We start from the raw sequence: 13,392 nt of genomic DNA on the forward strand, positions 1-13,392 counted from the left end.
CGTGATATTAATAGGGAACAATCGCATTGAAAATCGGTTAATAATAACACAGGTAGAAATAGTCCACAATACGTATGTATTGTGCAAGTTAAAAATCGTAATGTGATAACGCGGGGATGTTGAAATTGCGGGTTAATTAGGTTTTACACCTGAAGAAAGATTTCAACCGAATTGTTGAAAATTTAATTCATTTTTGTCAAGGCCGGACTTCGCCATGTATCGTGGCTGGCTTTTACAGAGGGTGTGATGCGATACGCACAGGTTAAGGGAATTTGTTTCGATCTCGGTTATACCTTGATCGATTACAAAACTCACAATTGGCAACAGATTGATCTTGAGGGCAATAAACGGGGATATGATGATCTGAAGGAATCCGGTTTTGATTTGCCCGATTTCGAGGAATTTCATGTTCGCCTTGAAGATTTGAAAAAAAATACTCGACCAACTGATAAATGGAAAATGGAAGAATGGAAAGCTACCGACGCTCCCAATAAATTATTTGCCGAATTGGGTATAGATAAGCCGTCTGAAATCAGCAAGAGATTTATCGAGAGTACATACTCAGTGTCCAGACATTATATGAAATTAATTGATGGAGTTATCGAGACTCTCACTTTATTCAAGCAACATGGATATAAATTGGGTCTGATTTCCAACACTCTATTTTCGCCGGAACTTATGAATGGCGATTTGGAAATGCTGGGCCTGGATGGACTTTTTGATGCGAAGATTTATTCTTCTGAGGTCGGATTCCGCAAACCGCATCCGCGAATATTTTTTTATGCCGCCGGTAAAATGGGGTTGGCGCCGGATGAAATGATATATGTCGGCGATCGTTATCGCGTCGATATGCTGGGGGCGCGTTATTCCGGAATGCATCCGATTTTATTTTATCGGGAGGATTTGGAATATCCCGGGTATATGCCTCGAAGCATTCCAATTATAGACGGTATGCCGGGACTAAATGAAGTTTTGGGAATAAACCGATGAGAATAAACATGTCGGATCAAATGATTTGGACTGAACAAAAAATTAAATGGATTTAATCAAACAGATGTTGGCAGGCATCTTAAAAAAACCTGGAGGTTTTTTATGAGGTACAGAGCACTAACCCTGTGGGCAATTTTGGCAATTTTTATAGCGACGGGGGTGGCGGCGCAAGAAAGTCCGTGGCCGAAATTTCGTCATGATAAAAAGAATACGGGACATACGCCTTACACCGGTCCTTCTACGCCTGAGGTAGTCTGGACATTTCAGGCTGATGACGGGATCGTGTCCTCGCCGATCATCGGGTATGACGGTACAATTTACGTCGGGGCGGGGTGGCATTATTTTGGCACAACGGATTCATGCCTGTATGCTCTTACACCCGACGGCAACGTAAAATGGTGTTTTAAGGGGCAGGCGGGGTTTTTCTCAACACCCGTATTGGGACCGGATGGAACTCTGTATATAACCTGTATCGATGGGCATATATACGCGATTGAAGATTCGGTTACTTACGGCAAGCAAAAATGGCGTACATTCCTGGATTATCCGTTCAGCCTCTGTTCTCCTGCGATCAGCGATGACGGCTCAACTGTTTACGCCGGTACTCCAAGCTTTAAATTCTTCGCCATTGACGCCTCAAGCGGGACGATTAATTGGAGCTATCAAACCGGATGGTGCATTATTTCATCTCCAGCCATTAGAGACGATGGTTCCATAGTTGTTGGTTCAAAGGATCATCGTTTGCGCGCTTTTAGCGATGCTCTCAAGGGACCTATCTGGGAATTTCCGACCGGCACGTTTTTTGATGGACATTTAGTCGATTGCTCTCCGGCTATTGCCGAGGACGGTACGATTTATGTCGGTTCAGATCCCTATGGAGCCTCGGGTCAAGGACCTTTCGAGCAACCAACGAGCACGAGTTTTTGGGCCGTCAATTCCGATGGAACTCTTAAATGGATATTTGAAACCGGTGACGGAGTAGAATCATCTCCGGCTATCGGACCGGATGGAACAATTTATTTTGGCTCTTATGACAGCTGCTTTTATGCATTGACTGATATGGGCAACGAGGGAGTTCAAAAGTGGAAATTCAAAACCGGTGGAAAGATTGACGGTTCGGCAACGGTCGGTGGTGACGGCGTCATATATTTCGGTTCCCGGGATTCTACTTTATATGCCCTTTATCCCGATGGCTCAGTGAAATGGACTTTTCCGCTTGACGACGGTACGGAATGTTCACCCACAATTGATGATAAGGGAAATCTCTATATTGGTACGTTTGGCGGGACACTATACGTTTTGGGCACCGGTTTGCCTGATGTAGGCGTCACTTCGATAGATATGCCTGGTATGGTGCAGACAGAAGTCTCCTACGTTCCCTCCGCCAGCATTCATAATTTCAGGAGTGACGGTCAGACTTTTGATGTCACCTGTAAAATTGAAGCAAATGAAGTTGAGGTTTATTCGGATACAAGAACTTTTACCAATTTTAGCGGTATAACTAACGCGAATTTTAATCTATGGCTGGTCGGTCCCGACTTAGGCGTCGAATATACCGTTACAGTTACCTCAGTTCTGGCGTCGGATGAAAATATGGAAAATAATCAGCAAGTGTTCACGCTGTCATCTTCTGACGTGCAATTCGCGTGTGGCGATGCCAATGGTGATGGAACAACGAATGTTGGCGACGCCGTTTATCTGATTAATTATGTATTTAAAAGCGGCTCGGCGCCCAATCCGGTTGAAGCGGGAGACGCCAACTGCGATGGCTCTACTAATGTCGGCGACGCGGTATATATTATCAATTATGTCTTTAAGGGCGGGGCCGGTCCCTGTGAATCCTGTCCCTGATAAATCTATATTTATCGTCTTTTTCAAAACCCCGTGTTACGCGGGGTTTTATTTTTGGTTGAATTATTCAATACCATATTGTAGTAATGTGAAAGCTAAAGGACATAGCCATCGCTGTCGAAATTAATATTGATAACAGAATTCTTGCACATTCAACCGGACTAATCCCTTGTTTACCTTTTGGAGGTTTATCATGATATCCGGTAATATCAAATTTAGAATTCTCGAACCGATTATTTTAACTTTATTGGGAATCATAGTTCTGGCCGGTCCGGCAAATTCCCTGGAACTTGAGCAATATGAAAAGCTGACGGCATTGATGGATTCCGCATTGGTCAATGAAGTCAATATCTTCGCTCCCGAAGTATGGAAGAAGGCTCAGCAATCATACGAAAAGGCCAAAAAATCAGTCGATTTGAGGAAAAAGCAGAAAGAGGTTGACAAAAACACTTCCAAAGCGACCGAATACGTGGAGAACGCAATCAAAGCCGCTGAGGTCGGAAAGCTGACTTTGAAGGAATACCTGGAGCCTCGCAACAAGGCGATTGAAGCTCAGGCGCCGATTCATGTCCTGAGTCTTTATAGCAAAGCGGAACAACAATTTCTCAAGGCGACATTAAAGGCTGAAAAGGGCGATGTTAAGGGTGCTTTGAAGGAGGCTGAAAAATCGAATTCACTTTTTGATGTCGCGGAATTGGAAGCTATAAAGATTGAAATTATGGGGAAAGCCGATAAGCTTATAGCCAAAGCGATTGCGGATGATGCCGGCAAATACGCCCTTTCAACTCTGGACAAAGCCCAAACAGCAAGGCAAAAGACTGATGCCTTACTTTCCGGGGACAGGTATAATCGAAAAGAATCAGTTGAGGAGGCGAATCGCGCCGAATATGAAGCTCGCCACGCTTCGGATATCGCATTATCCGTTCGGTCATTGAATCGGAATGACCAGGCCTGGGAAAAACTGATGTTGCTTTATGAAATTCAAATGAATCGGGTGGGACAGTCATTGGGAATGGATTTTCTTCCCTTTGACGAAGGGCCTTCGGCCGCGGCGGAATTGATGATCAGAAAGATTACGGAGCTCGAAAATAGAAATTCGTCTCTTTCAGAAAACAGCGAAAACCTCACTTCCGGTATCAACGATCAATTAAGCTCGGCTCTAACGAAACTGGGAGTATCATCCGACCAATCCGATCCGGTACCCATGGCGCAAGCGGTCAATGAAGCGATTGATAATTTGCTCGAGGATAAAGCCGGTATCTCAGATGAACTGGTTTCGGCCCAGCAAAAATTGACGGAACTTGAATCAAGTCATGAGCAAGTCGAGGCGGCTTTGGCCGTTCGAGTTAAACAGGAAGAAAAATTCAAAAAAGCCAAAACCTTGCTAAATCCTTCGGAAGGCGAGGTTTTATTTAATTCCTCAAACGATGTTGTACTGCGTCTCGGGGGCTTGTCATTTGATATTGGCAAGAGTAAAATCAAAGATGAGCATATTCCCTTATTGGAAAAAGTAAAAGAGATAATTAAGATGTTTCCCGAGGCTGAGTTGGTGGTCGAAGGGCATACCGACGCTTCCGGCGATCCGTTGTCCAATATGCAGCTTTCCGAGAAACGCGCGTTTGCGGTTATGCAATATTTAAGGCAGAGTTTGTTAATCTCGGCGGATAAAATCATGTTTATGGGATATGGAAGTGATCGACCCATCGCGTCGAACCAGACCGAAGAAGGACGATCAAAGAATCGCCGCATCGACATTATTATCATGCGATGAAAATTCGCATCAGCTACAAATAATAAAAAAAAAGCCCCGTACAACCGGGGCTTTTTATAAAAATCACTTTCTAATCTGAAAATTACGGTTTGAACTGAAAACTCAACCACCATTCAGCGATACGAAAATCGTCTTCAATTTCGGGATTTATAAGCAGGCGAATATTGAATTGATCCGAGACTGATATGTCAAAATTAGTTATTATCGCTGTTTCATCTTCGGTAATGTTTTCTTCGGGCAGGGTATATCTTTCTCCGAAATACGATTCCGAATCAATTGCTCCATTATCGTTTTCTTCGCGGAGGGTAAAGTAGGCCGTCGTAATATCCGAGGTTTTCCAGCCTTCCAGAATGCGATTAACTCCAAAAGTAATATGTAAAAAATCCGCGGTCTTAATTTTCAGCATGACCGGAATTTGTAACGTCCAATAGGTTGACTCATATTCCCACACCAGGAATTTATCCTCAAACATACCGCGCTGGTATGAATATGATGGATTACCGTTTACTTCATATTGAGATTCGGACCATCGTTCTGCTATAACCGGTTCATTACTATGCTGAACGGTTTTGTTACGGGCGAAATACGAACCGGCATAAACAGTATGATTATTCTTGAGTCTCCATTGATTGCTTATCATGGCCTGATGAGAATATTCCTTGCGGGAACCGTATCCGGCCCTGTCATCGTGTGTCCAGGAAAATCCTTCATGATTATAAGTCATCATATCATATGAATATTGCGAAGCATAATATGATGTGTCACGCACTGTCAAAGAATTTGTTATATCTATATTGGAACGGCCATAACGATAATAGGCTGAGATTTTCTTATCCGTATCTATTTTTCGTTCCAGAGATATTCGACCGTACCAGGTGTCTCCGTCTCGGTTCCAGGCTTTATCGGTTCGCGACGAGCTGATGTTGTATCCCCAACGAGTCGACACATCGGGGTTATTCCATGAATACTCCGATGAATCCAGGGTCAGATAACTCTGGTCGGCGGAGCCGGACAAATACCCTATCTTGGCGCCGCCTGTTAATTCTTTGGAAAATTGATATATGATCCCGCCGCTGATATCAATGTGATCATAATCCTGATTGCGTGATTCTTCTTCGTATCGATGCCATTCATAATCGTAAGATACGCCGTATTCATCATTGCGGGAATTGATATATCCGCCATCGCGGCTGTGAATTGTTCGATTCAGAGATAGGCCAAATGTCAACTTTTCGGATGGCGCGAAACCGGTAAATAGAGAAAACAAATGCGCCTGAGTCAGCAGTTCATCTTTTCCGAAATAGCGATCCTCAACCGGGATTATAGGAGCATCTACAAGAGTATTCTCACCGAAGGCGTCATATCCAAAACGATAAATATAATTCCAGGTTGGGACAGTGTAATATTTTTCCTGCTTATATATCATCTGATATGTTCCCCCCAGGAATGGACCGTTTCTTTTACGGCCCATCGGATACGATAGAATTCCAAAAGACAGGGTCGGTTGCGGCTCGTCCCGAGTTATGTTATACCATCTTCGGTCGGGATAATAATACATGTCGTAGACAGGCATGGCATAGTAATTACCAATGACTTCTTCTTCAGTACGATCGCCTCGAAAATCGAGGTATATCAAATAATCTTTACCGTCTATTTCCGGTAGATTCGCGGGATTGAGATGTAATCTGAGAAATGAGTCGTCTATTAGCCCTACGGCGGCATCACCGAAACGGTGCAGACCGTATGGATTGAGAAAATAACTTTTGAAATAGAGGCTGGATTGCTCAAAACTTTTTTCAGTAACTCGTTCACCCCAATACTGCCCGTAGCCCAGACAGGGCAGCAAACAAAATAGAAGCAGGAATTTTTTCATAGTCATAAACCCCCTTCACGATAATCTATAAAATTGTTACTTCGCTGAATCCTTCACACCACAACTCAGTAACAGCATTCAATTTCTATGCCGGGATAAGTTGGATTTTTGTTATGCATAATTTAGTGCGAGATAACAGGTTGAAAAGTAGGTCGATTTGGATTTTGATATTCAGTGTACCTGAGGAGGCTAAACGTACCACAGGGGACGTTTCTAATACCAAGTGGCAGAACTAAGTACTAATAACTTGATATGCCCAAATCGAAATTATTACACCGCGACATACCGATTCTTTGAGCGATGGCATCTTACAATCTTCATATTTTTGTTTTACATTTATTCATAATCATGATTTAAAAGGTTTGAACGATTTATCGTATTTTCTCGTCACCTATGTGAGAAGCAGGTTCATCATAATGCCGGACATTTGATGCTATGTAACTTTTGCAGGCAAAGGGAAAATCGTTTATGAATAGCAAAAAGCCGTATAATTATGTCAAGGGATTAAGTAAAAGCGACAATCTTGGCAGCGTCCTCTCTGTCGATTTCAATCCTAAAAAGATATGCTCTTTTGATTGCATTTATTGCGGTGTCGGCCGCACGACCGATAAAACGCTGCTTAGACAGGAATTTTATCCCGTCGAAGAAGTATATGGTGAAATACGGGATTGGATTGATGAAAACAGCCAGCCCGAATTCGCTTTGCTGACCGGCAGTGGCGAACCGATGTTATATCTTGGATTAGGGCGTCTCGCCAGACTCATAAAATCGAATATACCGGGACTAAAGCTAATAGTGTATTCAAATGGCTCTCTTCTCAAAAGGAGCGAGGTTAGGCAGGAAATTTCAGTAATTGATCAGGTGATCATAAATTTAAATTCAGCTGATGAGGATATCCTTTTGAAAATTTGCAGACCTCATCGGGATTTCCGATTTGACGAGTTAATTGACAGCATAAAGCAATTCAGAAAGGAATTTCGTGGCATATTATGGATAGATGTTGTCTTAATAAAAGGAATAAATACTTCTGCATATGTGCTCGAGAAATTGCTTAATACAATTGAAGACATTTCCCCTGATCGGTGTACAATTGGACAGCCAAAATCTAAATCAAAAGACGGAACTAATCGGGAGAAAGTAGAAATTTCAGAAGAGCTCAGAAAGAAGTGGAGTAATTTACCATTTCGAATTGATTACAATATTTAACGTTTATTCAGATAATGGTTTCGGTCATTATTTTATCCAAAGACTCTTTCTTTCCCAATTACCCGTCTTAATACCATGATTTGTCCACCGTGGTGAAAATCATGCATGCACAAAAATAGGGCTCCATGTATGCGACTGTTCTTCCATTCGGTAAAGATTTGAATTTCCTCTTCAAGTTTTTCATCCTCAATTTTATCAAGGACGCTGAAGATTTTATCATACAGGTAATCCATTTTGAGCTTTATCTCTTCCAATGACGGATAGACCGACGAATCAGATGCAAGAACGGCTCCTCTTGAGAAAAGTTCGGTCCAATTTTTGGGGAAATCCGTTTCATCAGTCAAGCAGTTCAATATTTGAGATAGTCCCCTGGCCATATGTCCGACTTCCCAGCGTATATGATTGGGGTAGCCGTCCAAACGAAACAAAGAATCCTCTTCGGTAATGTTCTTTAAAAGTGCGTCAATGCCGCCTTTGCACCTTTCCAGTATAAATTTTAAGTGTTCTCTCTTTTGCATTCAATTTTCGCCTTTCAAATAAATCCAAATTGTTTACCGTGTATTTAGTGTGTTAGGATAATAAACGGAAACGGCTATTTCAATACATCAAAGTATTAATTTTTAGAGGTTCTATTTTGTTCGTCGATACAATAAATATCCCAGTGCGGCAAAAAGAGCCAGAGAGACGATTTCGCCCATTGGTTCCGGCCAGACTAAGCCGATTCCGGTCGGCTTTTCAAAATAGAACGCATAGAGGGCCAACCCAACGCCGAGAAGTCCTTCGCCTCCGATAAGTCCCGATCCGAAAAGAATACCTTTTTCTCTCCGGTTTTTCAATTCCGTTTCGTCGTTTTTAAAACGCGTTTCAACATATTGCCTGATACATCCGCCGAGGAAAATTGGAGTCATAGTCGAAACGGGAAGATATAGCCCGACCGCGAACGGCAGCGACGGCAGGGAGCATAGTTCCACTACCGCTCCGAGGAAAAATCCCGCCATAAAAAGCCCCCAGGGAATACCTGACTGCATTAATCCTTCGACAATTGTTTTTATCAATGTCGCTTGGGGAGCGGGTAAATCGGGAGAGCCAAATTGATAAATATTATGCAGAATCACAACCGAAGCGCATACCGCCAAAGCGCTGGTGGTAGCTCCGATTAACTCTCCGATTTGTTGTTTATATGGAGTCGCTCCTACAAGAAATCCGGTTTTTAGATCCTGCGATGTGTCACCGGCAATTGATGCCGCGACACATACGACCGTTCCAATTGTCAGGACGGTGGCCATCCCGAGAGCATCAGTCCAGCCAATGGCGACAAAGACAAGGCTAATGCCGATTAGGGTTACGATTGTCATCCCCGAAGTCGGGTTGGATGTGACTCCCACCAATCCCACAATACGCGAACTGACCGTTACGAAGAAAAAGGCAAAGATGGCAATAGCGGGGGCTGCTATCAATCTCATCGTCAATGATGGCGAACCGCTCAATATGCCAGGAATGATTGCCAGTACTCCTGTGATTACAACAATTCCGATAATCACATATAAAAGAGGAATATCAATATCGGTGCGACTCCTGGTTTCGTTTTCATTTGTTTCCGTTGAAGTGTTATTTCTAAATCGAGTACCAATTTCCCGAAATCCGATTTTGAAAGATTTAATCATTGTTGGGATGGACCGGATAATCGTTGTAATTCCGCCAAAGGCGACGGCTCCGGCTCCAACATATCGGATATATCTATTCCAAATTTCATCAGGAGACATGTCGCTCAAAATTTTAGTAGTTTCAGGAAATAACGGGAGCGATAAGTTTTCGCCAAAATATGCTATCAGCGGTATCAAGACCATCCATGATACCAGGCTGCCGGCAACCATGATAGCGGAGATGCGATATCCTAGGATATATCCAACTCCCAGGAGTACGGGATAAGTCTTGATTCCTATTTGAGCTTTATTAATGAACGGCAGTTGTACAGAAACGCTTTTGGGCCAGAGATGAAGGATGGCGTAGCAGCATTTGTAAAAGAAGCCGATTATTAAACCAAGGAAGATATTTCCGGCTCCGGCTCCTCCCTTGTCGCTGGCCATAAGAACCTTGGCGCAGGCGGTTCCTTCCGGATACGGCAATTTGCCGTGCTCATCTTTGATAAGTAATCGTCGCAATGGGATCATAAAGAGAATACCAAGAAGACCACCGAGAACGGCCAAGCCCGCCATTTGAAAAATTGAAGGATTCATTCCCCATAGGAATAAAGCCGGTAAAGTAAAGATGACACCAGAAGCGAGCGATGAGCTGGCGGAACCGATGGTTTGAGAAGTGTTTCCCTCAAGAATAGTTGTACTTCCGAGTAGTCTTTTAGTCAATCGAAACACGCCAACGGTCATGACCGCAACCGGTATCGAAGTCGAAACCGTAATGCCGACGAGTAATCCCAAATAGGCATTGGCGGCGCCGAACAGAATCCCGAAAATTATACCGGCAATTACCGATTTAACCGTGAATTCGGCGATTGATTCTTCTTTTCCAATATATGGCTGGAAATTATTTGAGCCGGGTTTGTCAGAATTCTTGATGGTTGTCACTCCCTTTTCGTGATGTGCGATAGAATTTAGAGTAACTTTAATCGCTCAAAATACGTCATTTTTTCATTTCAGTCAATCGCGGATTGGATTAAAAAGTCGACTTTTGAGTAACTCTCCGCAGAGATACAGATTCCGCATTGATTATTTAAATATAAAAAAAATCGTTGACATAATTGTGTTAAGAGGTTATTATGTCAGTGTACAACTGTTCACGCCGTGTTATATACATATTAGAGATTGTAAAGCAAACTGGATCATTTTGTGGTTTGTGGGAATTGCGATGGGGCGTGAATATATTTTGTATCATCTCTGTATTTTTTCTCGCCCGGTATATAGACTTATTGTGCATTAGATTTATGCGGCTATTAAGGGAGGTTTATGTAAATCGTAAGATAAGGAAATGCTTGAAACCACCATCATTAGTAGTAAAGGAGGAATTATGTTTGGGAGCAACAGCTTGCGCAAGCCGTTTCTTATCGCTTTTCTCGTAATATTTATGGCATCGGTTGTTTGTTTACGGACTGCCTTTGCCGCGACAACGGTAACTATTGGGAAATTTGAAAACGTCACCACCGACTCGGTTGTATCCGTCCCGGTTGTTAAGACTTCCGGAGACGATTTACTATTCGGTTTCGATTTCCTAATGCTTTACGATACGACGGCTTTATTTTTAATTGATGTAACGCCGGGTGAATTATTTTATATCCCCGGGTCTTTTGAATGGGAGTACTTTAATTCCCGTTCCGGAAGCGAGGGTGAATCGACCGGCTTGGTTAGAGCGGTCGGGGTTGCCGATATTAATGACGGCGATCATCATTCCCTGGAAAATCTGATCCCGGACGGCACGGTTTTATTTACTCTCAATTTTGTTTTTGGAGCCGATCCCGAATCGAACTGCTCATGGAATCCGATTAAATTTTACTGGAAAGAATGCGGGGATAATGCTCTGGCGATTAATGACATGGCGGGGGCATTGGGAGTATCACGCTTCGTTTATGATTGGGACGGGAACGAATATTCTGAAATTAGTGATTATGGATACGGGATTCCGGGCATTTATGGCGTTTCTGATAATTGCCTGACGAATGAGTCAATCGTTCGCATGTTAGATTTATATAATGGCGGGGTAGAAGTTTCCTGCGATACCATGGTAAATTTAAGAGGCGATATCAACTGCAATGGCTTGGAATATGAAATAGCTGATTTTGTGGTTCTTTCGAATTATTTTCTATTCGGTTCGATGGCGTTTGGGGACATGGGTGAATGCAGTCAATATCATTCAGACGTTAATGCCGATGGTACCTATTTACAGCTCGAAGATTTAATTTATCTCTATCGCATCATAATCGGTGATGCGATTCCGTTGGTCGATGAATTTGACCATGAAACGATAACTGTGGCGGCGTTTCAGGATATTGACGCAAAAATAATATCAATGGATTATACCGGTGAACTGGCTGCGGTTCATCTTGTGTTTGAAGGCGAAATCGTTCCAAGCGTGAGTATAAATGTTCCCGGCATAATATGGGCTTACGGATATTCGGAAAATCATACTCGAATCTTAATCCTGCCGGAAGTTACTTCCCATAAGCCACATTTTGTAATTGACGGGCCCTTCCTCTCCTATACCGGCAACGGTCAGTTAATTAGTGTATCAGCGGCTGACTATAACGATCATATATTTAATATTCAGATTGATAGTAGCGGTAATGATTTAACCTTACCGTATATGATCAAAATCGGTATGATTAACGTCGCGGCGGGTGGCGAAGCCTTTTCATTGCCGGTTTCGAAAACAGCCGGTTCGGAAGGTATCGGCGGATTCGATTTTCTAATTGGTTATGACGCGAATATTTTGAATATCACCCATGTCACTCCTGCAATTCCATTTGATATCCCCGGTGAATATGAATGGGAATATTTCACATATCGATTTGAGACTTGCGATTTGCCCGATACCATTTGTACGGCGAGTTTATTACGGGTTATTGGCATGGCTGAAACTAATAATGGCTCGCACCATGCCTTGAGGACAGAAATTCCGGATGAAACGGTGATTTTCTCGCTTGAAGGTGAGATAACCGCCGATCCGACATACAACGGACTTATTATTCCGGTTTCATTTATCTGGATGGAATGCGGCGATAATGCCATCGCTTACGGTCCGGTCGGCGAAAAATTGGCGTTATCGCGCCATGTTTATAATATTCACGGTCAGGATATTTCCAATCCCGAAACGGGCTTTCCCAGTTATGACGGGGCTTCGGATGTCTGCTTTGAGTTGGGAGAAAACTCTCCGGAGAGATTTATTGATTTCCAAAATGGGGGTGTTAAGATCGGGGCAGGCGACAATCTGCGTTTGGTTGTTTCAATCGATAGCGTCTTCGCCCGGCCCGGGGAAAAAGAAATACATCTTGATGTATATATGACAAATTTCCGCGATACAATTCCGGGATTCAATATGTTGATTCAATTGGATAATCCCGACCTGGTAAAATTTGGCAAGTCACCCGACGATACAACGGCAATTGATATTACCGGGAGCCTTATTGATAACTGGGAATTTGTCAGCTATCATACTTCGGATCATGCAGGTTATAATATCCAGATAGTGGCTCTTGCCAATGCGACACCACCATTTGCAAACAGCATTTTTCCTCAGGAAAATGGATTATTGTTGAGATTGATTTTACACACTTCTGCCGAGATTCCCGACTTGATTGAGAATACTACCGTAGGTGTCTTAATCAATGCTTTTCCTCAATGGACCGGATTTTCAGATCTTGACGGAAATCTGATTGGATTTGTTGACGACGGATATGATCCGCAACTCATTGCATTCTACAACGGTGCGATTACATTTGGAGGAGAAGTCGCGGGCGATGCCAACGGTGACGGTAATCTCGATGTTGGCGATCCGGTGTTTATTGTCAATTATGTTTTTCGGAACGGCCCGGAACCGGCGTCAATAATTTCGGCCGACGCCAATTGCGATTCAGACTGCGATGTCGGTGATGCGGTTTATTTGATCAGGCATGTTTTTAAGTCAGGTCCGGGACCCTGTGGCAGAAAATAAATAATTGTGTATATTTGAATGCTCAAGAGGCCTCGTTTTCGAG

The 13,392-nt window shown here is 43.1% G+C and carries 8 protein-coding genes; 5 read left to right on the forward strand and 3 right to left on the reverse strand.

The window, feature by feature from the left end; translation table 11 throughout:
- The first annotated feature begins 246 nt into the window (after positions 1-246).
- From V3V99_11525 to V3V99_11535, 3 genes are all read left to right on the forward strand, one after another.
- Complete coding sequence (locus V3V99_11525; protein ID MEE9443282.1) at positions 247-990, forward strand: HAD family hydrolase; 744 nt, start codon at positions 247-249, stop codon at positions 988-990.
- A gap of 102 nt (positions 991-1,092) precedes the next feature.
- A complete protein-coding gene (locus V3V99_11530; GenBank protein ID MEE9443283.1) occupies positions 1,093-2,841 on the forward strand; it encodes a PQQ-binding-like beta-propeller repeat protein in 1,749 nt (582 codons plus the stop codon).
- A gap of 193 nt (positions 2,842-3,034) precedes the next feature.
- A complete protein-coding gene (locus V3V99_11535) occupies positions 3,035-4,612 on the forward strand; it encodes an OmpA family protein (GenBank protein MEE9443284.1) in 1,578 nt (525 codons plus the stop codon).
- An 82-nt stretch (positions 4,613-4,694) separates the two neighbouring features.
- Here V3V99_11535 and V3V99_11540 read toward each other — a convergent pair whose 3' ends face one another.
- Entirely contained in the window at positions 4,695-6,491 is a 1,797-nt protein-coding gene (locus V3V99_11540) for a hypothetical protein (protein ID MEE9443285.1), read from the reverse strand.
- Between the two features lie 462 nt (positions 6,492-6,953).
- On the opposite strand from V3V99_11540, the gene V3V99_11545 reads away from it, so the two are divergent.
- Positions 6,954-7,691, forward strand: coding sequence for a radical SAM protein (locus V3V99_11545; GenBank protein MEE9443286.1), 738 nt, complete (start codon positions 6,954-6,956; stop codon positions 7,689-7,691).
- 32 nt (positions 7,692-7,723) lie between these two features.
- On the opposite strand, the gene V3V99_11550 is transcribed toward V3V99_11545, so the two are convergent.
- The gene (locus V3V99_11550) at positions 7,724-8,209 is read right to left on the reverse strand and encodes a DinB family protein (protein MEE9443287.1); all 486 of its coding nucleotides are present in this window, start codon (positions 8,207-8,209) and stop codon (positions 7,724-7,726) included.
- Between the two features lie 111 nt (positions 8,210-8,320).
- Positions 8,321-10,273 carry an oligopeptide transporter, OPT family gene (locus tag V3V99_11555; GenBank protein ID MEE9443288.1) on the reverse strand — a complete coding sequence of 651 codons (1,953 nt, stop codon included), beginning with the start codon at positions 10,271-10,273 and terminating at the stop codon, positions 8,321-8,323.
- Between the two features lie 439 nt (positions 10,274-10,712).
- Between V3V99_11555 and V3V99_11560 the strand changes: the two genes are divergently transcribed.
- Entirely contained in the window at positions 10,713-13,349 is a 2,637-nt protein-coding gene (locus V3V99_11560; GenBank protein ID MEE9443289.1) for a hypothetical protein, read from the forward strand.
- Positions 13,350-13,392: the final 43 nt, after the last annotated feature.

It is taken from the genome of Candidatus Zixiibacteriota bacterium, assembly GCA_036480375.1.
In the GTDB taxonomy this organism is placed as follows: Bacteria; Zixibacteria; MSB-5A5; order GN15; family JAAZOE01; genus JAZGGI01.

What these genes read in the sequence shown, in the direction of transcription:
- V3V99_11525 (MEE9443282.1), top strand. Translation starts at nt 247, where the DNA reads ATGCGATACGCACAGGTTAAGGGAATTTGTTTCGATCTCGGTTATACC.
- V3V99_11530 (MEE9443283.1), top strand. Translation starts at nt 1,093, where the DNA reads ATGAGGTACAGAGCACTAACCCTGTGGGCAATTTTGGCAATTTTTATA.
- V3V99_11535 (MEE9443284.1), top strand. Translation starts at nt 3,035, where the DNA reads ATGATATCCGGTAATATCAAATTTAGAATTCTCGAACCGATTATTTTA.
- V3V99_11540 (MEE9443285.1), bottom strand. Translation starts at nt 6,491, where the DNA reads ATGACTATGAAAAAATTCCTGCTTCTATTTTGTTTGCTGCCCTGTCTG.
- V3V99_11545 (MEE9443286.1), top strand. Translation starts at nt 6,954, where the DNA reads ATGAATAGCAAAAAGCCGTATAATTATGTCAAGGGATTAAGTAAAAGC.
- V3V99_11550 (MEE9443287.1), bottom strand. Translation starts at nt 8,209, where the DNA reads ATGCAAAAGAGAGAACACTTAAAATTTATACTGGAAAGGTGCAAAGGC.
- V3V99_11560 (MEE9443289.1), top strand. Translation starts at nt 10,713, where the DNA reads ATGTTTGGGAGCAACAGCTTGCGCAAGCCGTTTCTTATCGCTTTTCTC.